General features: G+C 46.2%; 22 protein-coding genes and 5 tRNA genes. 7 read left to right on the top strand and 20 right to left on the bottom strand.

Features of this window, described 5'->3' with window-relative positions:
* Positions 1–36 precede the first annotated feature (36 nt).
* On the top strand, positions 37–1,299 hold the full coding sequence (gene glyA / locus ACFBZI_RS05155; RefSeq protein ID WP_375715341.1) for a serine hydroxymethyltransferase: 1,263 nt from the start codon (positions 37–39) through the stop codon (positions 1,297–1,299).
* Positions 1,300–1,433: 134 nt separating this feature from the next.
* Positions 1,434–2,180: a leucyl/phenylalanyl-tRNA--protein transferase gene (gene aat, locus ACFBZI_RS05150; protein ID WP_375715340.1), complete on the top strand. Its 747-nt coding sequence runs from the start codon at positions 1,434–1,436 to the stop codon at positions 2,178–2,180.
* A gap of 88 nt (positions 2,181–2,268) precedes the next feature.
* Here aat and ACFBZI_RS05145 read toward each other — a convergent pair.
* From ACFBZI_RS05145 to ACFBZI_RS05130, 4 genes are all read right to left on the bottom strand, one after another.
* A tRNA-Ser gene (locus ACFBZI_RS05145) sits at positions 2,269–2,359 on the bottom strand.
* A 112-nt stretch (positions 2,360–2,471) separates the two neighbouring features.
* On the bottom strand, positions 2,472–4,538 hold the full coding sequence (glyS, locus tag ACFBZI_RS05140) for a glycine--tRNA ligase subunit beta (protein ID WP_375715339.1): 2,067 nt from the start codon (positions 4,536–4,538) through the stop codon (positions 2,472–2,474).
* A 174-nt stretch (positions 4,539–4,712) separates the two neighbouring features.
* Positions 4,713–5,666, bottom strand: a complete 954-nt coding sequence (gene glyQ, locus ACFBZI_RS05135; protein WP_375715338.1) for a glycine--tRNA ligase subunit alpha — start codon at positions 5,664–5,666, stop codon at positions 4,713–4,715.
* Positions 5,667–5,782: 116 nt separating this feature from the next.
* Positions 5,783–6,010 (bottom strand): PspC domain-containing protein, encoded by a 228-nt coding sequence (locus ACFBZI_RS05130; protein WP_375715337.1) that lies wholly within the window; start codon positions 6,008–6,010, stop codon positions 5,783–5,785.
* Positions 6,011–6,305: 295 nt separating this feature from the next.
* On the opposite strand from ACFBZI_RS05130, the gene ACFBZI_RS05125 reads away from it, so the two are divergent.
* Complete coding sequence (locus ACFBZI_RS05125; RefSeq protein WP_375715336.1) at positions 6,306–6,740, top strand: Mpo1 family 2-hydroxy fatty acid dioxygenase; 435 nt, start codon at positions 6,306–6,308, stop codon at positions 6,738–6,740.
* Positions 6,741–6,962: 222 nt separating this feature from the next.
* On the opposite strand, the gene ACFBZI_RS05120 is transcribed toward ACFBZI_RS05125, so the two are convergent.
* The 9 genes from ACFBZI_RS05120 to ACFBZI_RS05080 form a co-directional block, all read right to left on the bottom strand.
* Entirely contained in the window at positions 6,963–8,468 is a 1,506-nt protein-coding gene (locus ACFBZI_RS05120; RefSeq protein ID WP_375716317.1) for an anthranilate synthase component I family protein, read from the bottom strand.
* Positions 8,469–8,736: 268 nt separating this feature from the next.
* Complete coding sequence (locus ACFBZI_RS05115) at positions 8,737–9,057, bottom strand: YqfO family protein (RefSeq protein ID WP_375716316.1); 321 nt, start codon at positions 9,055–9,057, stop codon at positions 8,737–8,739.
* A 140-nt stretch (positions 9,058–9,197) separates the two neighbouring features.
* Positions 9,198–9,908 carry a phosphoribosylaminoimidazolesuccinocarboxamide synthase gene (gene purC / locus ACFBZI_RS05110; RefSeq protein ID WP_375715335.1) on the bottom strand — a complete coding sequence of 237 codons (711 nt, stop codon included), beginning with the start codon at positions 9,906–9,908 and terminating at the stop codon, positions 9,198–9,200.
* A gap of 88 nt (positions 9,909–9,996) precedes the next feature.
* The gene (locus ACFBZI_RS05105; RefSeq protein WP_375715334.1) at positions 9,997–10,269 is read right to left on the bottom strand and encodes a hypothetical protein; all 273 of its coding nucleotides are present in this window, start codon (positions 10,267–10,269) and stop codon (positions 9,997–9,999) included.
* Between the two features lie 92 nt (positions 10,270–10,361).
* On the bottom strand, positions 10,362–11,270 hold the full coding sequence (gene dapA, locus ACFBZI_RS05100; RefSeq protein WP_375715333.1) for a 4-hydroxy-tetrahydrodipicolinate synthase: 909 nt from the start codon (positions 11,268–11,270) through the stop codon (positions 10,362–10,364).
* A gap of 327 nt (positions 11,271–11,597) precedes the next feature.
* Positions 11,598–12,221: a dTMP kinase gene (tmk, locus tag ACFBZI_RS05095; protein WP_375715332.1), complete on the bottom strand. Its 624-nt coding sequence runs from the start codon at positions 12,219–12,221 to the stop codon at positions 11,598–11,600.
* Positions 12,222–12,273: 52 nt separating this feature from the next.
* A complete protein-coding gene (gene mltG, locus ACFBZI_RS05090) occupies positions 12,274–13,383 on the bottom strand; it encodes an endolytic transglycosylase MltG (RefSeq protein ID WP_375715331.1) in 1,110 nt (369 codons plus the stop codon).
* Between the two features lie 179 nt (positions 13,384–13,562).
* Positions 13,563–14,447, bottom strand: a complete 885-nt coding sequence (locus ACFBZI_RS05085; RefSeq protein WP_375715330.1) for an aminotransferase class IV — start codon at positions 14,445–14,447, stop codon at positions 13,563–13,565.
* 6 nt (positions 14,448–14,453) lie between these two features.
* Positions 14,454–15,053 carry a hypothetical protein gene (locus ACFBZI_RS05080; RefSeq protein ID WP_375715329.1) on the bottom strand — a complete coding sequence of 200 codons (600 nt, stop codon included), beginning with the start codon at positions 15,051–15,053 and terminating at the stop codon, positions 14,454–14,456.
* A 199-nt stretch (positions 15,054–15,252) separates the two neighbouring features.
* On the opposite strand from ACFBZI_RS05080, the gene aroE reads away from it, so the two are divergent.
* The 4 genes from aroE to trxB all read left to right on the top strand — a co-directional run bounded on the left by aroE (position 15,253) and on the right by trxB (position 19,587).
* A complete protein-coding gene (gene aroE, locus ACFBZI_RS05075) occupies positions 15,253–16,056 on the top strand; it encodes a shikimate dehydrogenase (protein ID WP_375715328.1) in 804 nt (267 codons plus the stop codon).
* A 159-nt stretch (positions 16,057–16,215) separates the two neighbouring features.
* Positions 16,216–16,362 (top strand): hypothetical protein, encoded by a 147-nt coding sequence (locus ACFBZI_RS05070; protein ID WP_375715327.1) that lies wholly within the window; start codon positions 16,216–16,218, stop codon positions 16,360–16,362.
* Positions 16,363–16,677: 315 nt separating this feature from the next.
* Complete coding sequence (locus ACFBZI_RS05065; RefSeq protein ID WP_375715326.1) at positions 16,678–18,501, top strand: acyl-CoA dehydrogenase C-terminal domain-containing protein; 1,824 nt, start codon at positions 16,678–16,680, stop codon at positions 18,499–18,501.
* 141 nt (positions 18,502–18,642) lie between these two features.
* Positions 18,643–19,587 (top strand): thioredoxin-disulfide reductase, encoded by a 945-nt coding sequence (gene trxB / locus ACFBZI_RS05060; RefSeq protein WP_375715325.1) that lies wholly within the window; start codon positions 18,643–18,645, stop codon positions 19,585–19,587.
* A gap of 241 nt (positions 19,588–19,828) precedes the next feature.
* Here trxB and tuf read toward each other — a convergent pair whose 3' ends face one another.
* From tuf to ACFBZI_RS05025, 7 genes are all read right to left on the bottom strand, one after another.
* Positions 19,829–21,019, bottom strand: a complete 1,191-nt coding sequence (tuf, locus tag ACFBZI_RS05055) for an elongation factor Tu (protein WP_375715300.1) — start codon at positions 21,017–21,019, stop codon at positions 19,829–19,831.
* Positions 21,020–21,336: 317 nt separating this feature from the next.
* Positions 21,337–21,411, bottom strand: a tRNA-Thr gene (locus ACFBZI_RS05050).
* A gap of 14 nt (positions 21,412–21,425) precedes the next feature.
* Positions 21,426–21,499, bottom strand: a tRNA-Gly gene (locus tag ACFBZI_RS05045).
* Positions 21,500–21,526: 27 nt separating this feature from the next.
* Positions 21,527–21,610, bottom strand: a tRNA-Tyr gene (locus tag ACFBZI_RS05040).
* Between the two features lie 83 nt (positions 21,611–21,693).
* A tRNA-Thr gene (locus ACFBZI_RS05035) sits at positions 21,694–21,769 on the bottom strand.
* Between the two features lie 219 nt (positions 21,770–21,988).
* A complete protein-coding gene (locus tag ACFBZI_RS05030; RefSeq protein ID WP_375715324.1) occupies positions 21,989–23,644 on the bottom strand; it encodes an Rne/Rng family ribonuclease in 1,656 nt (551 codons plus the stop codon).
* A 148-nt stretch (positions 23,645–23,792) separates the two neighbouring features.
* Positions 23,793–24,392, bottom strand: coding sequence for a Maf family protein (locus ACFBZI_RS05025; RefSeq protein ID WP_375715323.1), 600 nt, complete (start codon positions 24,390–24,392; stop codon positions 23,793–23,795).
* Positions 24,393–24,620 lie beyond the last annotated feature (228 nt).

Raw genomic sequence — 24,620 nt, 5'->3', positions numbered from 1 at the left:
CACCCTTTTCTTAATTTGGTAAATATAGGAATATCCATGTTTAAAGAAATTTCACTTCATCAATACGATCCACAAATTGCCGCCCAAGTGGACGCCGAAACTCAGCGTCAGGAAGACCATATTGAGCTGATTGCTTCAGAAAACTACTGCTCGCCTGCTGTGATGGAAGCACAAGGCACATCATTGACCAACAAATACGCCGAAGGCTACCCCGGCAAGCGTTATTACGGTGGCTGTGAGCATGTCGATGTCATCGAACAAATCGCCATTGACCGTGCCAAAGAGCTGTTCGGTGCTGACTACGCCAATGTTCAGCCGCATTCAGGCTCAAACGCCAACAGTGCGGTGTTTTTGGCACTGCTGCAACCAAACGACACAGTGCTGGGCATGAGTTTGGCACATGGCGGACACTTGACGCACGGTGCGACGGTGAGTTTCTCAGGCCGTAACTATAACGCCGTACAATATGGCTTGGACACCGAAACTGGCTTGATTGACTATGACGAAGTGGCTCGTCTGGCTCGCGAGCATAAGCCAAAAATGATTATCGCTGGTTTTTCGGCATACAGCCAAGTGGTTGATTGGCAAAAATTCCGTGATATCGCCGATGAAGTCGGTGCTTATTTGATGGTGGATATGGCCCATGTGGCAGGTCTTGTTGCAGCTGGTGTCTATCCTAGCCCAGTGCAAATCGCCGATGTAACCACGACCACCACCCACAAAACCTTGCGTGGCCCACGCTCAGGTCTTATTTTGGCAAAAGCCAACGAAGAAATTGAGAAAAAATTGGCATCTGCCGTATTCCCGGGCAACCAAGGCGGCCCATTGATGCACGCTGTCGCTGCCAAGGCGGTTTGTTTTAAAGAAGCGATGAGCGATGAGTACAAAACTTATCAACAACAAGTGGTCATCAACGCCAAAGCCATGGCAGAAGTAATCCAATCTCGTGGCTATGACATCGTCTCTGGTGGCACCGAAAACCATCTGATGCTTATTAGCCTAATCAAACAAGGCATCACTGGCAAAGAAGCGGACAAATGGCTGGGCGATGCACACATCACCGTCAATAAAAACGCTGTGCCAAACGATCCAAAATCACCGTTTGTGACTTCAGGTATCCGTATCGGCACGCCAGCGATTACCACTCGTGGCTTTGGCGAAGCAGAATCTCGTGAGCTGGCAGGCTGGATTTGTGATGTGCTGGACGCTCGTGGCGATGAAGCGGTATTGGCTGCCACTCGTGAAAAAGTCGCCGCCATTTGCAAAAAATTGCCTGTCTATGAACGCAATGCCAAATAATTGGGATTTGCCAAGCGTTTGCGTTTGACGCAGATTTTGGCAAAATTTGCAAATTGCTAAGCCGTCCAATGTTTAAATTGGTCGGCTTTTTGTTAATTTTTATAAAACAGTTTAAATAAAATAAAAATTTGGCGATGGATACTTTAACTCAGCTACACGCACTTGCCGATACTTGCCCTTATGACTTTAGGGCGGCGGCACGCTCATCTGATCATGATGGCTTTCTTGGCACAGGCGGTGATTTAGACGCAGCCAGCTTATTGCACGCCTACCGTTCGGGCGTTTTTCCGTGGTTTGGTCATGATGAGCCGATTTGTTGGTGGTCGCCCAAGTCCAGATGTGTGCTGCCGCCAGCGGATTTTTATCCAAGTAAAAGTCTGATTCGCACCGCCAAAAAACAGCCTTGGCGTATCAGTACCAATCTGGCGTTTGCTGCAGTGATTGACGCTTGCAGCCAGCCACGGCGTGATACCAGCGAGACTTGGATTCACGACTCGATGAAAGCTGCCTATCAACAGCTGCACAAGCTGGGTGTTGCCGTCAGTGTCGAAGTGTGGGCAGGACAGCCTTTGCACAGCGAGCTGATTGGCGGCTTGTACGGCGTGAATTTTGGGGCGATATTTTGTGGCGAAAGCATGTTTCACAGACAAACGGACGCGTCAAAAATCGCTTTTTGGGCATTGATGCATCTGGCAAAACATTCAGGAATTGCACTGATTGACTGCCAGCTTGAAAATCCACATCTGATGAGTCTGGGAGCAAAAATCATCGACAAAGATGAGTTTTTGACCATACTGGATACACTGGTAACAACGCCCTGCACTGGGTTAAATCACCAAATGCACCTGATTAATTGCCAAGATTTGCTTGATGGGCTTTGATGGGTTTGATAAATTAAAAGCGTAAAGATGCGAAAAAACCCTCGCAAGTTAATCGCAAGGGTCTAAAATATTAGGCATTTTTATTATTTGGCGGTGACGGAGGGATTCGAACCCTCGATACGCTATTAACGTATACACACTTTCCAGGCGTGCGCTTTCGACCACTCAGCCACGTCACCAGAGTCGATATTATACTCAAAAATCATGCCGTTGTCATGAAAATTCTTACATTTTATGCAAATATCTTGAGCGGCGACCACTTTGCCTCCGCTCTTTATCATCAATTTACCATCAATCTTGTAACAAACCAATATCCGCTACACTCAAAAACAGCGTCCGCACCTGCCAAAGCAGTGCCAAACGGTTGTTTTTTAGCGTTTCGTCTTCGGCATTCACCATCGTATGCTCAAAAAACGCACTGAGCGGCTCAGACAAGCTGGTCAATGCCGCCAGCACCGCCTGATAATCGGCCTTGGCTTGCAGTGGCTGCACCACAGATTTGGCATCGGTGATGGCAGCATTCAAAGCCTTTTCGGCATCTTCGATTAAGGCTTGCTCTTGAACGCTGCCTGTGATGACGGTTTCAGACTTGGTCAAAATGTTCGCCACTCGCTTGTTATTTTGTGCCAGTACGCTCGCTTGCGGCAAACTGCGGAAAGCAGTTACAGCATGGATACGCTTGTCAAAATCCATCGGTACATCAACCTGCACCGCCTGCACCGCCAAGATGGTATCCACCGCCACGCCTTGCTCGCTGTACATCGCACGATAGCGAGCGTTGATAAACTCCATCACATCGTTAAAGGTTTTGGCTGTATCAGCAAGTTTATCGCCATAACCTGCCAACGCTTGCTCTAGCAAATTTGATAAATTTAGATTAAGATTTTTTTCAATTAGAATACGCAAAATACCAATCGATGCCCGTCTTAAGCTAAACGGATCTTTTGAACCTGTTGGGGCTTCATCGATACCAAAAATCCCTGCCAAAGTGTCCAAGCGATCCGCCAATGCCAATGCGATACCAATGTCGGTCGCTGGCAAATCATCACCGCTAAATTTGGGCAAATATTGCTCTTCGATAGCATCTGCCACCGCTTGTGGCTCGTTGTTTAGGCGTGCATAATAAGTGCCGGCAATCCCTTGCAGCTCTGGAAATTCACCCACCAAAGTGCTTGCCAAGTCGCATTTTGCCAACAAGCCCGCTCGAGTGGCCGCCTCGGCATCAGCACCGATTTGCTCGGCGATAAAGGCGGCAAGTTTGGCGATACGCTCTGATTTTTCCCAAATCGTTCCCAATTTGTCCTGAAATACTCGATTTTTTAGACTTTCACTTAGGGCAAACAGCGGCTGTTTTTGGTCTTGCAAAAAGAAAAATTCGGCATCGGATAAGCGTGGACGCACGACTTTTTCATTGCCCAAAATCACCGCTTCAGGGTTTTTGCTCTTGATATTACTCACAAAAATAAAGTTTGGCTTAAGTTTGCCCTGCTCATCGGTTAGGCAAAAATATTTTTGATCCGCCTGCATGGTGCTGATCAGTGCCTCTTGTGGCACTGCCAAAAATCTGTCCTCAAAGCTGGCAAGCAGTGCTACTGGCAAATCCACCAAGGCAGTAACTTCATCAAGCAAATCCTGCGGTACAATCGCCACGCCTGCCACTTGCTTGGCAAGCTGATTAACTTGAGCGGTGATGTCAGCTTGACGCTTATCAAAATCCGCCACAACCGAACGCTCGGCAAGTGCTGTCTCATAGTCGGCAGCGTGTGATAGCTCAAAAAACTCAGGGGCATGGAAACGGTGTCCCCGTGTCTTACTGCCCGTGCGATGTCCTTGGATAGTGGCATCAATCACCTGATTATCCGCCATCAGCACCACCCACTGCACAGACCGCACAAATTCGCTGCGTTCTGCTCCACTACGCATACGCTTGGCAATCGGTAGCTTGTCCAGTGCTTTTTGTAAAATCTCTGGCAACAGCTCAGTGGTCGGCTTGCCTGCCACGGTCAGATTGTAGCCGATGTAGTCGCCTTTGTCGGTGCCAATGGTAATCAGCTCATCTTTGCTGATGCCAAGCCCATCAGCAAAACCTTGGCCGGCACGAGTCAAATTACCTTCGCCATCAAAGGCGGCTTTTAGGGCAGGGCCCCGTTTTTGTTCCACTTTGTCTGGCTGCTTATCGCTGATGCCGACAATTTGCAAAGCCAACCGTCGTGGTGCTGCATACGCCTTAATCTCATCATAGCCGATGTCTTGAGCGACCAAGGTTTCTTTGACATTGTCGCTTAGTGCATCTCTTAGGGTTTTTAGGTTTTTTGGTGGCAACTCTTCGGTGCCAAGTTCAAATAATATTGTGGTCATGGTTTACCTTTTTTAATTGCAATGATTAACCTAATTTATCACCAAATTTATCAATCATTGAAAAATTTTTAAATTTTTTAATATTGTTCGCTAATATCGCATTTGGCATTTGGATAAAAGCTAAAATTTTATGCCAATTTGCCAATCGCACTGTCCATGGCGAAGGCTAGCAAATTATTGGTCATTTTCTTTAGTTTCTTTGGGCAACCATTTTTGTAATGCTTCTGCTTTATGCTCATCGTCCGCCAAAGGAAAGCCCAGCTTGGCACGAGCTTGGGTGTAGCTGATTGCCACTTTGCGAGCCAAAGTCCGCACACGCAAAATAAAGCGTTGGCGTTCGGTTACGCTAATCGCCCCACGAGCGTCCAGCAGATTAAAAGTATGGCTGGCTTTTAGCACCATTTCATAAGCTGGCAACGGCAAATCCGCCAAAACCAAGCGATCGGCTTCGCTTTCATAAAAATCAAACAACTCAAACAATTTATCAACATTGGCGTATTCAAAGTTATAAGTCGATTGCTCCACTTCGTTTTGGTGGAACACATCGCCATAGCTAACACGGCCAAATTCGCCGTCCGTCCACACCAAATCATAAACACTATCAACGCCTTGGATATACATCGCCAGACGCTCAAGACCGTAGGTAATCTCGCCAGTCACAGGGAAACACTCGATGCCGCCGACTTGCTGAAAATAAGTAAACTGCGTTACTTCCATGCCGTTTAGCCACACTTCCCAGCCCAAGCCCCACGCACCCAGCGTCGGCGACTCCCAGTTATCTTCAACAAAGCGAACATCGTGGGTTAGCGTATCAATGCCCAATGCCGCAAGTGATCCCAAATACAGCTCTTGGATATTGGCAGGGTTTGGCTTTAGCACCACTTGAAACTGATAATAATGCTGTAAGCGGTTGGGGTTATTGCCATAACGGCCATCAGTTGGGCGGCGGCTTGGCTGCACATAGGCGGCGTTCCATTTTTCGGGCGTCAAAGCACGCAAAAAAGTCGCCGTGTGGAATGTACCTGCCCCCATTTCCATATCATAAGGCTGCAACACCACACAGCCACGCTCTGCCCAGTAGTTTTGCAAAGTTAGGATAATTTCTTGAAAAGTTAAGGTTTTTTGCATAATCAAATCACTGTAACGGAATAAATGCTCTATTTTAGCATAATTTTGGCATAAAAAAACCGCACAAATGGCGGTTTTGTGGGAATTGTTGAATTATTGGATTTTAGGCTGCTCGATTAATGATATACATAAGAATCGGCGGTTGCTTCTGGCATAATCAGCCACATCACAAGATACGCCAAAATACCACCCCACAGCGTTACTGTTGCCGTCATCGGAATCGACAGCACAAACAGCCAACGCAGCACACTTGGCGACCAGCCCAAATATTCAGCGATGCCGCCCATCACGCCTGCAATCATGCGATGTCTTTGTGAGCGGTGCAATTTGACCAATTTTGCCATATCTCCCCCTTAATATTTACCCTGATTTGTGCCAATTTACCAAACGCCAACCGATTGGCGTTTTGACAAATCTCATTAAAAATTTTAATCATTGAGCGATTTTTTATCAAGATGGTTAATATATGGTTGCTTGGGTGCGGTTTTTCAAGGTTTAAAAAAAAATTGAATGCTTGAAAAGCCCCACAAAATTGATTATAGTAAATCATCAGGCTTAAAAACTGCCCAAACTCATACTGCCCAAAGCCATGCACTGCCATGCATTCAAATTAAAAACCGCCAACAAAAGGAAATTGTCATGTCGATTTTTGTCAGCCAAAAGCCATTGGATACTTGGCTTAGTGAATATGCCACCAGCCACCAAAACCCCACCAATAAAGCCATTCACTGGCTGTGCGTGCCGATAATCTTTTTGTGCATTGTCGCCCTGCTGTACGCCATTCACCCATGGCTGTGCTTTGGTGTCGCCGCTGGTGTGCTGTGGTTTTATTTACGCTTATCACTGGGTTTATTTGTGCTAATGACAGCATTTGTGGCGTTGTGCTTGTCGGCAGCACATTATTTGCCAATGGCGATTTGGTTTTGGCTGGCGGTTTTTGTCGTTGCTTGGATTGGGCAATTTATCGGTCATAAAATCGAAGGTGCCAAGCCGTCATTTTTTGAAGATTTGCAATTTTTGCTCATCGGTCCTGCTTGGGTGGCGTGCGACATTTGGCGAAAAATCAGCCGATAATTTTAATTTCACTGCAATTTAAATGAGCTGTTGATGAACATTGTGGGCAATTTTAGAGCTGATTTTACCATTGTTATCTTGGATTTTCACTTGCCAAATTTAATAAACCGATAAAATGCCCCAAACCAATGACAAGTTTAACATTGGCTTGGGGTGTTTGGTTTGGCATTGATTTAAATGCAGTAAATTGAACAAACTAACAAATTGGCAAATTAGGCAAGTTTACTCAATTTCAAGTCCTGCACACGCCATCTCAACTGCTTTGACCACTGCCAGAGCTTTTTTGTTGGTTTCGTCCCATTCCGCTTGCGGATCTGAGTCGGCAACCACGCCTGCCCCTGCCTGCACATGGACTTGGCCGTCTTTTAGCACCGCTGTGCGAATGGCGATTGCCGTATCCATGTTGTCATGCCAGCCCAGATAGCCCACCGCACCGCCAAATACCGTGCGGCGAACTGGCTCAACTTCATTGATAATCTGCATCGCACGAATCTTTGGCGCACCTGACAAAGTGCCTGCTGGGAAAGTGGCACAAAACACATCTAAAGCATCAACATCATCACGCACTCGCCCTTCGACATTGCTGGCAATGTGCATTACTTGCGAATAACGCTCAATAAACATCTTGTCAGTAACCTGCACCGAACCGATATCGCACACTCGCCCAATGTCATTACGCCCAAGGTCAATCAGCATCAGATGCTCGGCAATTTCTTTTTGGTCAGATAGCAGCTCTTGCTCTAATGCCAAATCTTCGGCAACATCTCGTCCACGGCGGCGAGTGCCTGCCAGCGGTCTAACGGTTACTGTGCCATTTTCGATGCGTGATAAAATCTCAGGCGACGCACCGATGATATCAAATGGCGATTTGTCTGCTCCAAAAGTCTCGCCATGCAGCATAAACAGGTACGGCGATGGGTTTAGGTATCGTAAAGCACGGTACACGCTCAAAGCATCGCCATCAAATTCGGCACTCAGCCTTTGGGCAGGGACGACTTGCATCACATCACCTGCCAAAATGTATTCTTTGATTTTATTAACATCATCACAGAACTTACGCTCGCCCGTTTGTGAGACAAAATTGGGCTTGGCTCGCTTATGTGTAACCAAATCAGGGCGTTGGTTTAGGGCGTCTTCGATGGCGTGCAAACGAGATAAGGCGTCTTCGTAGCCATTTTCAACATCGCAATTGGCATACACGACAATCGACAGCGTATGCTCCAGATTGTCAAACACCACCACTTCGGTGGACAGCATCAGCCAAAGATCAGGCAAGCCCAGCGGATTGGGAGCGTCAGACTGCCCCACGGACGGTTCAATGGCACAAATCAAATCATAGCCAAAATAGCCAACCAAACCACCGCTAAACACTGGCAAATTTGCCACTTCCTTGTCGGTTGGCATACGAAATTGCTGCATAAAGCGGCGAATTTCGTCAAATGGCTTATCGGTTGTCGTGCTTGAAACCGTGCCGACCAGCTCCGAGCCGACTCGCATCACGCCATCTTGATACTCAAAATACACGCCCTTACCCAAGCCAATCATCGAATAACGGGCGAATCTTTCGCCGCCAACCACCGACTCAAACAAATACGCCTTGGGATTGAGCTTGCGGATATTGGCAAATACCGATACGGGCGTGGCATCGTCCATCAGGCGTTTTTTGATCAGTGGCACATGGCTATAACCTTGATTTTTTAGACGCAAAAATTCATCTTTGCTCATCAGTTGTAACATGGTTATCCTTCCAAATTGATTGTCATTAAAAATAAATTAAAATTAGTAAAATTTAAAAATAAAATTAAGCTGATATAAGCTGGCAAACGCCGCCAATGTGCTATCATAGCACAAAAACCCCTTGATAAAAACACCAAATCCACGCCACTGCCACGCTGCCAACCGCACATTATTATTTTTTTTATTCTTTTGCCTAAAAATAAACCCTTGTACAAACAAGGGCTTATTTGGTGAAGTTTATGCAATGATAAAACGCCAATCAGTCGTTTTCGACATCGACCGTTTGGTACACTTCGTAGGCTGGCACTTCGTAAGGGTGGGCTTGTTTGTACGCCGCCACGACTTCGCACAGCTTATTTTCTGGCACCATCATCTCAACTTTCCATTCAGACACGCAGGTGATTTCACCGATTTCGCCGACGGTTGGGTTTGCACCTGCCAAAGGGCGAAATTGACCCATGCCCAGCGTCTGCCAACTGCAGCATTCATAATGCCCAAAATGCCCTGCTCCAGCGGCAAACATAGCGTTTTTGACCGTCTCTAGGGCTGGCTCTGGAATGTAAGTAACGATTTTATACATTTGAAAATACATACAAACTCTTTCAACTCATGATTTGTAATTAATTAAAATTTCATAAAAAGTAAATCAAGGTGAAAGCAAATCTCACCTTGATTGTTTTTGGTCTTGCAAATGTCAATAAACCTGTCAATCGCCTGCAATTACAGCGGTACACCAATGCGGCGAGCCACTTCTTCGTAGCCTTCAACCACATCGCCCAAGCCTTGGCGGAAGCGGTCTTTGTCCAGTTTTTTCTTGGTCTCTTTGTCCCACAAGCGGCAGCCGTCTGGCGAAAATTCATCGCCCAGCACCACTTTGCCGTGGAATAGACCAAATTCCAATTTAAAGTCCACCAGCATCAAGCCTGCATCGTCAAACAATTTTGACAGCACTTCATTGACTTTCATCGTCAAAGCCTGCATCTGTGCCAGCTCATCGGCGGTGGCATAGCCCAAAGCGATGGCGGTAGATTCTGACAGCATCGGATCGCCCAAGCCATCATCTTTATAAAACAGCTCATAAGTTGGTGGCAACAGTGGCAAGCCCTCGGCAAGCCCCAAGCGTTTCATCAAGCCACCAGCGGCATAATTACGCACCACCGCCTCAACAGGAATCATTTTTAGACGCTTAACCAGCACTTCTTCGTCTGACAATTGCTGCTCAAAATGCGTCTCAATGCCCGCCTCGCTCAATTTTTGCATGATAAAGGCATTAAAGCGGTTATTAACCATGCCTTTGCGGTCTAGGCTGGCGATTTTTTCGCCATTAAAGGCACTGGCGTCATTACGAAAATGCAAAATCAGAAAATCAGGATTGTCAGTTTCATAGACAGATTTGGCTTTACCGGTATAAAGTAGTGCTTGCTTTTGCATATAAGCCTCAGTATTTTGATTGATAATGATTTGATTGATAAATAAAAACACAAAAATGTAGTAAGCAACTTACTACATTTTGATGGCATTAACGAGCATTTGGCGGTCTTGGTAACTGATACTGCTTGCCAGACTCATTGATAAAATTGGGTAACTCGGCTTGAGTTTGTGGCACTTGATACAGCGGCGTAAAGGCTGCTGCTGGCTGATCGGCAGGCAACTTTAGCGGAGCCAGTGGCTGCACGGAACGATAATCCAAGCTGCCATTATCACGCTTGGCTAGGATATTTTTGGTTGCCGCACAGCCTGTCAGCATCACGATGGCAGCCATCACGCTTGCGGTTGTCTTTATAAATTTCATAAAACATTCCAGTTTTTGGCATTGATAAGATTATTTTATCAATAAAATGAATAAATTTATCTTATACAAATCGCCCAATAATCAGTGATTGATTAATCAATTAGTCCAGCTTGCTTTAGGGCGTTGTCAATCGCTGCATGGTACTGCTCAGACAGCCACAGCATCGGCAGGCGAATCCCTGTGTCAATTTTGCCCATCTTGTGCAGGGCGTATTTGGTTGGCTGCGGACTGGACTCAATAAACAAATCTTTGTGCAAATGAGCGACAGTTTCGTGGACTTTGGCCGCTTCATCAAAACGCCCTTGTAGTGCCAAAGCAAACGCTTGGCTCATCGCCGCTGGTGCGACATTGGAAGTTACCGAAATATCGCCCTTAGCACCGTATTTTACCAACTCAAGTGCCGTTGGGTCGTCGCCTGACAGCACCACCATGCGATCACCAACACGGCGAATCAAGCTGATACCACGCTCAAGGTCGCCTGTGGCATCTTTGATGGCGACGATATTGTCAATATCTGCCAAGCGATTGACCGTATCTTCGGACAAATCCACCACCGTGCGACCCGGCACATTATACAGCATCTGCGGCATATCCACCGCTTCGGCGATTGCCTTAAAGTGCTGATACATGCCTTCTTGGGTTGGCTTATTATAATAAGGTGCGACAAGCAACGCACAATCAGCACCAGCCAGCTTGGCTTGGGCAGTCAGAGCAATCGCTTCATGCGTGGAATTGGCACCTGTCCCTGCGATGACTGGCACACGCCCTGCCACTTGCTTGACAAAAAAACGAATCACTTCGGTATGCTCGTCCATCGACAAAGTCGCCGATTCGCCTGTCGTCCCTACCGCCACCAGTGCATGAATCCCTTGGTCAATCTGCCAATCGATCAAGCCAGCAAGGGCATCATAATCCACCGAGCCATCTGGTTTCATCGGCGTAACAAGGGCGGTGATCGCCCCTTTGAGCTTGGATTTTATCTCTTGATAGGTATCTGTCATAAAAAGCCCCGATTAATCGGTTTTATTAAATTCTCAAGATTCAGTGCCGAATAACAAAGCATCAAAAACTTTATCATTCGCTTTTGCTAGTGTATCATATTTGAGCGGTGTTTTTGTAGTTATTTTAATCTTTTGTTGATAATCTTTGGGCGATACGCCAAGTTTATGCCAAATCATACATGCTTTATATGCGATAGCAAAAAACCACTGAATTTTGTCCGATGTGTGTTCGATTTTGCCAAATGATTGATTGAATTTTTATCAAAAAATCATCAAAGCCATGATTTTTATCAAGGATTGAATCCATGATTCAATCCTTGGCAATGGTCAGGACAAGCCTAAAGCAGCATCGATACGCTGGGCAACTTGCTCGCTGCTTCCACTGGCATCGATACGGCAGATTCGCTTGGGGTGCTTTTGTTGTTGATAGCTTAGGCCTTGATGCACACGCTCAAAAAACGCAATGTCATTGGCTTCAAGGCGGTCGGCGGTGCTGCGTTTGGCGGCACGCTGCATGCCTAGGCGAATATCCAAATCCAGCCATAAAGTCAGCTCAGGCTGAATTTGGACAAATTGCTCAATCAAAAGCTCAATCTTTGCCAACGCCTTGGCATCGCCATGATAACGCCCAAAGCCTTGATAGGCAACGGTGCTGTCAAAAAATCGATCGCAGATTACCCATTTGCCCATATTCAGTGCTGGCACAATCACACGGTGCAAGTGGTCGGCACGAGCAGCAAACAGCAATAAAATCTCCGTATCAGCATCAATGTGATGAGCAGGATTCAAAAAAATCTGCCGCAAATGCTCGGCAAGCTCACTGCCGCCCGGCTCACGAGTCCGCAACACTTCGATGCCCTGCTGCGTCAGCCGCTGGCACAAGCCATCGATCGCTGTGGTCTTGCCCACGCCTTCGGTTCCTTCAAAGCTGATAAATCGCCCCATGCTCATGGTGTTGCTCGCTTATTTATGATTTAAGATTTGTTTCATATTTGTTTAAGGTTTATTTACGAGTAGCACGGTATTGTGCCACCGCTTGCTCATGCTCTTGATAAGTGCGGCTAAAGGTGTGTCCGCCACGCCCTGTCGCCACAAAAAACAGCACATCAGACTCGGCAGGGTGCATGGTCGCTTCAATCGCTGCCGCTGACGGTAGGGCTATCGGTGTTGGCGGCAGACCTTCGATTTGATAAGTGTTGTACTCGGTTTTTTCACGGATATTACTGCGATAAATTTTACCATCGTAGCGGTCAAATAACCCATAAATGATGGTCGGATCGGTTTGTAATTTCATGCCTTGACGCAGGCGATTGACAAATACCGCCGACACCAAATGCCGCTCATCTTTAATGCCTGTTTCTTTTTCGATGATGCTTGCCATAATCAAGGCTTGGTACGGCGTATCATAAGGCAAATCTTTATCACGAGCCTGCCACGCCTGCTCCAAAATCTGCTGCTGATCGGCATACAGACGCTTTAAAATCGCCGTATCTGTTGTGCCTTTGACAAATTGATAAGTGTTTGGGGCAAACCAACCTTCCAAATTGCCATTGGGCGTGTCAATCTCCAACGCCTTAGCGACCGCTTCGTTATCACGCATCACATCTGCCCAAGCATAGCCGTCAGCAGGTGGCGATAACAACTCTAACGACACGCCATCAGTGTTTTTGATGGTGTTGTACAAGTCCTTGAGCGTCTTGCCTTCGATAATCCGCAGCGTAAAATGCTCCGCCTTAGCGCCACGATTAAAAATCTCCACCACCTGTGCCAGACTGGCATTCTCAGGGATTTGATAACTGCCTGCCTGCAGCGGCTTATCTGCTGTCAATGCCAAATAACCCTTAATCACCAAAGTCGATGCCAAGCGTGAATCCGACCACGGCTTGGTGGATAATAAGCTGTGATAAGAGTCGCCTTGATTGACCACGATGGTCTGTGCTGCATGGCTGGTCTTGGCGTAGATGCTTTGGTATAAAATCACCAAAGCCAATAGTACTGCCGCTGTCACCGCCACCAAAAGCACTTTGGCAAATGACAGTTTATTAGAGCGGCTTGGCTGTTTTCGCTTGCTGCTTTGTCGGTGATTGTGAGATTTTTTGGGAGATTTGGTCATCTGAATTATCAATCTTTATCGTCATAAATCTGACCATTTTAACAAAAATCCCCCACAAGCGACCAATAAAATATGGTAATGCTTTTGTAAAAACTGTTAAAAAAATGTAAATACAAATCGGATTAATGCCAATTTAATGCCAACAATCCAACAAATAAACCGCCCAAATCACCGCCCAATCAGCTTAATAAAATTTGGCTATCCAATGGCAATCTGTCATCACCAACGCACAGCTGGCTCATCGGTGTGACGCCACGCACCGCATTGGTACTGATAAGTTTGCGAACGCTCACCAAATCCGCTGTGGTTAGCACTCGCTCACTGACTGCACCCAAGAGATTTTGATGGATAATAGCGGTACGCATCACCCCCAAAACACCTGATTTGTCCACTGGCGGCGTGTACCACTGCTCGCCCAATTGATAAAAAATATTACCCATCGTGGCACATACCCAGTCGCCATGCACATTGGCAACCAAGCCATCGGCAATACTACCATCTGCCTGCTGATGTGCCAAAAGTTCGCTGTGTGCCAGTACTTGCTCGGCACAACCAATCAGCTTAATCCCTGACAATCTGGCTGGACGATGGGCAATTTGGCTATCTAGTAGCACCATACTGCGTGGCTGCACTGGCTGCACTGGGATACCACGGACAAACGCCACCTGCCGATAGATGGGCGATGGCATCACTTTGATAAAAACTTGGGCAGTGTTGCCATGCTGGTGGTCGGCAACAAAGCCATAACCTCGCACCGACTGCACCGCTCGGGTGATGATGATTTTGATGATGCCTTGATTGATTTGCCAAGCAAGCTCTGCCAAATCAGACATCAGCCACTCATCATCTAGCCCCAGCTTAAATGCCGCAAGCCCAGCCAAAATCCGCTTTTGGTGCAAATCGGCACAAATCATCTGCCCATCATACACGCCAATGGTGCTAAAAAATCCATCGCCGAACGCAAAAGCACGCTCGTCCATGCGAGCATCACAGGCGAATAATGCCGATTGTTGCCATTGATAAAATTGATTGCCGCTGTCCATATGGTTTTGATTTAAAGTCATTTGAATTTAAGATTTTTTCAGCACAATTTGACAACGATAATTACCGCACGCTGCTTTTTGTAGGACAAATTGCCCCACTGGCTGCACGCCCATCTCTGTACCGTGCAGGATTTGATGGATGACATTTGTCCCTGTTTCACCGCCTGCCATGCTCATCAGGCGAAAACTTCGCTTGGCAAAATCCACCGAGCGTGCTTTGGTTGCTTCGTCATCATAAGTGTCGGCATAATACCACACCACTTCTAGCAAATTGGGCGACCAAGTGGCATACAGCGGTGGCTCATGCACCGCACTGTAACGGTAGCGTGTGGCGTGATTGCCATAAAAATCCAACGCATCTTCGGTGGTTGCCACACTGCCAAGCTCAGCGATTAGCTGCTCAATGTCGCTGCTTTGGGTGCTGGCCTGTTGCCAGTCGCTGGTGTCATAAACCACAGGCTCATAAGTCTTTGGTGTATCGTCCAATACCACTTCATCATCAGCAACTGGGCGAAAAATCAGCCACAGCACCACGACACATGCCAATACAACAGCACCGACAAAGCGGATTTTTCGCCCCTTGCGAGTGGGCGTGGATTTTTGGGGTGTGGTTGGGTCAGCTGCCATGCAAAAACCTTAAACAATAAAATTTTGACAATTTTAACACAAAAGCTGACACACACCACCCCATCGGTGGCGATTTTTGGTAAAATTACGCTGTTTATTTGATTGATTAATTTATTTATCAATTTGTCAGTGTATCGATTTATCGGTTTTTATTTATCCGTCCAATTGGTCTTGGTTTTTATGCAGCGGAGTGATTCTTATGCAACATTTTATCGTCATCGGCAATCCCATCAATCATTCAAAAAGTCCAGAAATTCATGCAGCTTTTGCTGATAGCGTCAATCTGCCCATCAGTTATCAGCGGCAATTTTGTCCAAATGATGCCGACAGTTTTGTGGCGGTGGTCAATGCGTTTTTTGCTGGCGGTGGTGTGGGTGCAAATGTGACTCTGCCCTTTAAACAAATCGCCTTTGACTGGGTAAAATCGCATGGCAAGCTAAGCCCTTATGCTGCCGCTGCTGGTGCGGTCAATACCTTGATGCTCGTCGATGGCAAGCCTTATGGCGACAACACCGATGGCCGTGGCTTGGTGGCGGATTTGCTTGCCCAAAATATCGCCTTGAGCGGCAAACAAGTCGCCATCGTCGGTGCTGGCGGTGCGACTCGTGGGGCGATATTGCCGCTACTGGACGCAGGTTGCCAACTGAGCATCTATAACCGCACCAAAGCCAAAGCCGAAAATCTGATTCACACCCTAGGCTACGACACTGTCCGTGCAGGCTCGCTTGATGAGCTAAAATGTGCCGATAAATTTGACATCATCATCAACGCCACTTCAGCGACCACCACAGGGCAGACGCTGGATTTGGGCGACTGTCGTGCTGATTTTGCCTATGATATGATGTACGGCAAGCCATCAGCGTTTTTGGCACATTTTGCCCACCAAGGTGCAACTACTTCTGACGGCTACGGCATGCTCATTCATCAAGCCAAGCTGGCATTTGAGCAGTGGACGGGCAAAACGCTAGATTTGTCCCAAGTCAATCTTGCCAAACCGTCATAAATTTCGCCCAAACTCTGCCAAATGTACAAAAATGCCTTGAAATTTGTGGCAAACTACCCATTTTGCATACTCATTCTTGACAATTTACCATTTCTTTTAAATTTTTAGCTTTTATTTTAAGTATTTTTAAAATCAATCACAGACCATTTGGAGAATCTCATGACTGACAATCTAGCCGCCCAAAGCGATGATTTGGATTTTGATAATTTGGACGATTTGTTTGATGACTTTGACGGCATCGCTGTCGAAGGTGGCGTGGACAGCATCAACGATGACGGCTGCGAAGGCGGTGCTTGCAAATTGTAATATCAACCATAATACAAATTATCCGATTAAATTTATCTTGCAGTCATTTTCTGCTTTGTCAATTTAATTAAACTTAAATTAAACTTAAGGCGTTGATTGATGGTATCTGGCATCAATCAACGCTTTTTTATCAATTAATTTATAAAAAAGTATTAGAATAAATCTATTTTTATATGAAAATAAGTTATGAATTGGGCTTTTGCCCTTTTACAAAGCCAAAAATCCCTGTATAGTGGATAGCAATCGACAGCGATTTTGTCGTTTTTCGCTGTTCTACCCAACTTTTACCCATCTTGATGAATAAGGAAATTGTCTATGCTAAGTTACAAAGCTCCTTTGCGTGATATCAAATTTTTGATGAATGAAATGCTTGATTATCAAGCCCATTATCAATCCTTGGATAATGGCTCGGCTGCCGATCCTGAGACGGTGGAGATGATTTTACAAGGTTTTGCCGACTTTGCCGAAAATGTGTTATCGCCACTTTATCAGCCTGCCGATGCCGAAGGTTGCACCTTCAAAGACGGTGAAGTAACCACGCCAACAGGCTTTAAGCAAGCGTATCAGCAGTTCGTTGAAGGCGGCTGGCAAGGCATCAGTTATCCTGAGCAGTACGGCGGCATGAACTTGCCCATGTCGCTCAATCTCATCAAATCTGAAATGATGGGAACGGCAAACTGGCCATGGGCGATGTATCCGGGGCTAACCACAGGTTCGATTAATACCATCTTACAATACGGTGATCAAAGCCAAAAAACCACTTATCTGCCAAAACTCATCTCTGGCGAATGGTCAGGAACCATGTGTCTGACCGAAGCACAATGCGGCACTGACCTAAACCAAATGAAAACTCGAGCTGTGCCAAACGATGACGGCAGTTACGCCATCACTGGCAGTAAGATTTTTATCTCGGCAGGTGAGCATGATTTGACCGAGAACATCGTGCATATCGTGCTGGCTCGCTTGCCAGATGCTCCTGCTGGCACCAAGGGCATTTCGCTGTTTATCGTGCCAAAATTTTTGCCAAATGCCGAAGGCGGGGTCGGCGAGCGTAATGCTGTCAGCTGCGGCTCGATTGAGCATAAAATGGGCATCACTTCATCGGCCACTTGCGTGATTAACTTTGATGGGGCGACAGGGTTTTTGATTGGTCAGCCAAATAAAGGGCTAAAAGCGATGTTTACCTATATGAACACCGCACGCATCGGCACAGGCATTCAAGGCTTGTCGCACATGGAATTGGCATTCCAAAACGCCCTGCCATACGCCAAAGAACGCCGCTCCATGCGTGCATTGTCAGGCACCAAAGAGCCAGAGCAAGCCGCCGATGCCATCATTCATCATGCCGATGTCAGACGAATGCTACTTACCCAAAAGGCGTTTAGCGAAGGGGCTCGCTCGATGATTTACCATACCGCTCGCTACGCTGATAAGCTGACCGAAGCGGTCGCCAAAGGTGATGAAGCCGCCATCAAAAAATGGGACGACAAAATGGGCTTTTATACCCCCATTTTAAAGGGCTTTTTGACCGAATTGGGCATCGAAGCGGCCAAGCACGGCCAGCAAATCTACGGCGGACACGGCTACATCAAAGAATCTGGCATGGAGCTGATCGCTCGTGATGCTCGCATCTCAACTCTATACGAAGGCACAACAGGCGTGCAGGCATTGGATTTACTCGGTCGCAAAGTGCTGCTGCACGGCGGTGGCAAGGTAATCCGTGACTACACCGCTGGCATCATGAAATGGTGCGGTGAATATGCCCTAGATAAAGACATGCGTAAATTTGTCTGGACACTGACCAAGCTGTGTGCCGAATGGAACATGCTGACTGCTCGCCTACTTTTGACCGCTCGCAAAGATCGTGATATTGTTTCGGCGGCGTCTGATGACTTTTTGATGTACTCAGGCTATGTGATGATGGCGTACCACTGGGCTCGCATGGCGGCAGTCGCTTTCCAAAAAATCAAAAATGGCGATGGCGAACAGCCCAAAGAATTTTATATCGCCAAAACCCAAACTGCCGAATTTTATTTTGAAAAAATCCTGCCACGCAGCTCAGCACACGCTGAGAGCATGACCACGCCAAGCGAAATCATGATGCAGATGGATATTGAGCATTTTGCTTTCTTGGATTGATTTTTTCAATCGGATAAATCACTTGCCCAAATCATCTTGGTTTGGGCTTTGGCTTGCAATTATTCCTAATTGCCCTATATACTAAGGCAGATATATGACTAATCATTTTTTGCCAATCGTTTATTAAAAATAGGAATCGTTATGTCAAATCATCACCGCATTATCATCTTAGGCTCAGGGCCTGCTGGCTACTCTGCCGCTGTTTATGCCGCTCGTGCCAACCTAAACCCTGTGATTATCACAGGACTACAAGTCGGTGGTCAGCTAACCACCACCACCGAAGTGGACAACTGGCCGGGCGATGCTCACGGACTGACTGGCAACGGGCTGATGGATCGCATGAAAGCACATGCCGAACGCTTTGGCACACAGCTGATTTATGACAGCATCAACCAAGTGGATCTACAAAATCGCCCATTTACCCTAATTGGCGATAGTGGCACTTATACCTGCGATGCACTGATTATCGCCACAGGGGCGACCGCTCAATATTTGGGTCTGGATTCTGAACAAAAATTCATGGGGCAAGGCGTCTCGGCGTGTGCCACCTGCGATGGATTTTTTTATAAAAATCAAAAAGTTGCAGTCGTCGGTGGTGGTAATACCGCTGTCGAAGAAGCTCTGTATTTGTCCAATATCGCCAGTGAAGTCACTTTGGTGCATCGTCGTGACAGCCTGCGTGCCGAAAAAATCCTGCAAGATCAATTGTTTGAAAAAGTCAAAAACGGCAACATCAAAATCGAGTGGAATCATCAGGTCAAAGAAGTTGTCGGTGATGAGATGGGCGTGACTGGCATCATTATCGAATCCACCGAAGATGGCAGCATAAAGCAGCTTGATGTGATGGGCATGTTTGTCGCCATCGGCCATAAGCCAAATACCGCCCTATTTGAAAATCAGCTGGCAATGAATGATGGCTATCTGGTGGTCAATAGCGGCTTAAATGGCAATGCCACAGCAACCAGTATCGCTGGTGTGTTTGCCGCTGGTGATGTTGCTGACCATGTGTACCGTCAAGCCATCACATCAGCAGGCACAGGCTGTATGGCGGCACTGGACGCTGAGAAATATTTGGATAATTTGTGATTTTTAAATTTTTAGCCAATCTTGATTAAAATTAGTTAATCGACAATATCCAATCTCAATGTTGTTTTTTAAATATCCGTCCAAATGGGCGGATATTTTTTATCAAGTTAAAAAAAAGTAAACCAATCATTTTTGGATTAATCTTAATAAATTTCACCCAACAATTTTCCCACTTATTTAATCAAAAAAAAGACAAACCCAAATGAGTTTGCCTTTTTGTGTTTTTGGTTTGTTGAGCGTATTAGTCTTTAACGCTTGCAACAACACCAGCACCTACGGTACGACCGCCTTCACGGATAGCAAAGCGTAGACCTTTGTCCATAGCGATTGGGTGGATTAGCTCAACGCTCATCTCAACGTTATCGCCTGGCATAACCATTTCAGTGCCTTCTTGTAGGGTGATTGCACCAGTTACGTCAGTGGTACGGAAGTAGAACTGTGGACGATAGCCATTTAGGAATGGGGTGTGACGGCCACCTTCTTCTTTTGACAGTACATAGACTTCTGCGTCAAATTTGGTGTGTGGTGTGATTGAACCTGGTTTTGCCAATACTTGACCACGCTGAACTTCTTCACGCTTAGTACCACGAAGTAGGATACCACAGTTTTCACCGGCACGGCCTTCGTCTAGCAGTTTGCGGAACATTTCAACACCAGTACAGGTAGTTTTGGCAGTTGGTTTGATACCGATGATTTCGATTTCGTCACCCACTTTGATGATACCTGATTCAACACGACCAGTAACAACAGTACCACGACCAGAGATTGAGAATACGTCTTCGATTGGCATTAGGAATGACTTATCGATGTCACGCTCAGGCTCTGGGATATAGCTGTCTAGCGTGTCTAGTAGTTCTAGAACTGCTGGCTCACCGTATTTGCCATCTGAACCGTTTAGGGCTTCTAGAGCAGAACCTTTGATGATTGGAGTGTCATCACCTGGGAAGTCATAGTCAGATAGAAGTTCACGAACTTCCATTTCAACCAATTCTAGTAGCTCTTCGTCATCAACCATGTCGCACTTGTTCATGAATACCATGATGTATGGTACGCCAACCTGACGAGATAGTAGGATATGCTCACGAGTTTGTGGCATTGGGCCGTCAGTTGCTGATACAACTAGGATAGCACCGTCCATCTGTGCTGCACCAGTGATCATGTTTTTAACATAGTCAGCGTGGCCTGGGCAGTCAACGTGTGCGTAGTGACGGTTTGCAGTGTCATACTCGATGTGAGAAGTGTTAATGGTAATACCACGAGCTTTTTCTTCAGGAGCTGAGTCAATCGCAGCGTAGTCTTTTGCTTCACCACCGTGGTGCTTAGCAGCAACGGTTGCGATAGCAGCAGTTAGAGTGGTTTTACCATGGTCAACGTGACCGATGGTACCAACGTTTACGTGTGGTTTTACACGTTCAAACTTGGCCTTTGCCATGATGGTTTCCTCGATTGTGAATTAAAATCCATGGTCAGTCTTTGGCGATACCAAAAACCAACCATATTCTGACGCATTATACCATACAAGATTTTTGATTGAAATACATTAGATGGATTTATTTATCAGAATTGGATAAAATGGTTTATATAACTTATGTTATGACTCATGCCAAGCCATAAATTATCAGTATTTGGCGTTATTTAATCCGATTTGCGTTGTTTTAAGAGTTTTTAAAACAACGCAAAAGCACTAACGCCAATTGGCATGAGTAAATAAAAAGCCTTGAAACACAACGGTTGCAAGGCTTTTAGATATGGAGCTCTTGACGAGAATTGAACTCGTGACCTCTCCCTTACCAAGGGAGTGCTCTACCCCTGAGCTACAAGAGCAAAATGCTAATATCTGGAGCGGGTGGCGGGAATCGAACCCGCACCATCAGCTTGGAAGGCTGAGGTTCTACCACTAAACTACACCCGCAGGGTAGTAACCTAGGTAGGGAAATAATGGTGGTGGGGGAAGGATTCGAACCTTCGAAGCTTTCGCGACAGAGTTACAGTCTGTTGGGTTTGACCGCTCCCCAACCCCACCAAAACGGATAGGTATCTTTTACTGGTCTGGTAAAAGTTAAGCCCACTGAATGTGGTGGGCTTGACCTAATGCTTTCTTAGGAATGGTGCCGGCTGCCGGAGTCGAACTGGCGACCTACTGATTACAAGTCAGTTGCTCTACCAACTGAGCTAAGCCGGCGGTGTATTTCCTAAGTGGTGCATATAATATCAAATTTTTCAGATTGTGCAAGTCTTTTTTTTAAAATTTTTGGCAAAAATGCAGAATATTTTGTAAGTTGTTGATTTTTATTTATTTTTTTAAATATCATTTGGCTGAAAAATGGCTATTTAAAACCACAATCAATGCCCTTCTTGCTTATTAACAAGCAATACAATTGGCAAATTTACCAAAAATCCATCAATCCAAAATAATATTATACTTTTCTTGGGCGTGCAGACGCTCGTCTGCTTCAAAGCGAATCGGCTTACCGATTAGATATTCCAAATCCGCCACCGTTGCCGTCTCTGTTGTTAGCATCAGCTCGATGACCTTAGTATGAGCAATCACCGTGAACTGGCGTGGGGTATTGTAGGTGCGAGCGTATCGCATGATTTCACGGAATATCTCAAAGCATACCGTTTCGGCAGTTTTGACATGCCCCCTGCCTTCGCACACAGGACACGGCTCGCACAGCTGCTGCGGCAGCGATTCACGGGTACGCTTGCGAGTCATCTCCACCAAGCCCAGCTCACTGACTTGCGTGATGTTAGTCTTGGCATAGTCGTGTGCCAGCTGCTCTTGTAGGCTTGCCAGCACATCGCTGCGATGCTCTTCTTCTGCCATATCAATAAAATCAAGTATGATAATACCGCCGATATTTCTTAGGCGAATTTGGCGTGCGATGACATGGGTTGCTTCTAGATTGGTCTTGTACACCGTATCTTCAAGCGAGCGAGCACCGACATATGAGCCAGTATTGACATCAATGGTGGTCATCGCTTCGGTTTGGTCAATGATCAAATAACCGCCAGATTTGAGATCCACACGGCGTTTTAGGGCGTTTTGCAAATCTTCTTCGACACGGTATAAGTCAAACAGCGGCAACTCACCAGTGTAATGTGCCACCATCGGAGCAATCGCTGGGACAAATTCACGGGCAAAATGTGCCACTTCATGATACATCATCTCATGATCAATCAGCACTTTGGTGGTTTTTTCATTGACCAAATCACGAATGCACCGCAAAGGCAAGGACAGCTCTTGATAAATCAGCTCAAACCGCTTATTAGAATGCAATTTGGCAGACGACTGGCGAGCGATGATGGTACGCCACAGCTGCATCAGATAATAAATGTCTTCTTCAAGTTTGGCATCGCTCATCTTTTCGGCAGCAGTGCGAGCAATCAGACCACCTTGCAGTTTGGCATTTTTCATCAAAACCGCCAAAGATTCTTTGAGCCGTATGCGTTCGTCAGCTTCTTCGATGCGAATGGACACGCCGACATATTCATCACTGGTCGGCAAATAGACCAAATAGCGTGATGGCAAAGAAATGTTGGTGGTTAGCCTTGCCCCTTTGCTGCCCAGTTCGTCTTTAATGACCTGCACCAAGATTTTATCGCCTTCTCGAAGGCGGTGCTGAATCAGTTCGGATTGTGGTTCGGCACGCTTAATCACCGCTGGCGGCTTGATATTGATGGCAGGACTATGCCCTTTGTCCGCCATATCCGCAAAATCATCACTTGGTATCGGCGTATCGGCATTGGCAGTCGTGCCTTGATGGGCGATGCACAGCCGTGTGATGGGCGTCTGTGATGGCTCGTCCAGATTGTCGGTTAGGCGTTTGGGTTTTTGCATATCATTGGCGTGCAAAAATGCCGTGCGTGCCTGTCCAATGTCAATAAACGCCGCCTGCATTCCGGGCAATACTCGCACCACCGTACCCAGATAGATATTGCCGACCAAGCCCAGTTTTTGATGGCGTTCGATTAAAATCTCACTGGTTACGCCATCACTTAGCACCGCCACCCGAGATTCCATCGGAGTATAATTAATCAACAGCTCTTCTGACATTTTGATTCTTTGATTGATAATTTTAATGGTTGTTATAGTAAGCGATATTTGCCAAATGTGCAAGCCAGACAGCTTTTTTCTGCCAATTTATCGGATTTATTTATTTAAATTTAACTTAAAAATTGCCTTATTTAAATGCAGTCATCATTTATGGCTTGATAAATTCATCAATCAACGCCAGCGTCTGCGACAATGGCAAGCCCACCACATTGGTATAACTGCCACGAATGCCCTTCACCCACGCCATCGCACCGCCTTGGATTGCATACGCTCCTGCTTTGTCGCTAGGTTCGCCAGTCTCCCAGTAGCGTTGTTTCATCGACTCGCTGATAGCGACAAAATCCACCTGCGTGCATTCACAAATCATCTTTTGTTGGCAAATTTTGCCGCACTCAACCAAACTGGCACAGACCGCCGTCCAAATCTCGTGCGTGCTATCAGACAGCATCGCCCACATGCGATAAGCATCGGCTTTATCAAGCGGTTTGGTCAAAACCGTGCCGTCCTTGACGCCAATGGTGTCGGCGGTAATGAGTAGGCAAGATGTGGGCAAAGTCGCCAAACAACTCGCCTGCACTGCTTTTTGTTCGACCATGCGGCGAATGTAGTCCACTGGCTGCTCGCCGTGTTGCCAAGTTTCGTCAATATCCACCGCCAAAGTCTGAAAATTGACGCCAGCAGTCGTAAGCAGCTCTCGGCGGCGTGGTGAAGTGGACGCCAAAATAATCGGCAGTTGGGTGTGATTCATCGTTATCGCCATTTGTCCAAAAGCGACATTATCGCCCTTTTATGCCATGCGGTCAAATTCTACGGCAATTTTACTAATTTTACTAATTTTACTAATTTTACTAATTTTACTAATTTTACTAATTTTACTAATTTTACTAATTTTACTAATTTTACTAATTTTACTAATTTTACTAATTTTACTAATTTTACTAATTTTACTAATTTTACTAATTTTACTAATTTTACT

This window comes from Moraxella marmotae (assembly GCF_042219885.1).
Classification (GTDB): Bacteria; Pseudomonadota; Gammaproteobacteria; order Pseudomonadales; family Moraxellaceae; genus Moraxella; species Moraxella marmotae.
Note: the sequence above shows the minus strand (reverse complement) of the source record. Positions and strands in the feature narration are given on the sequence as shown.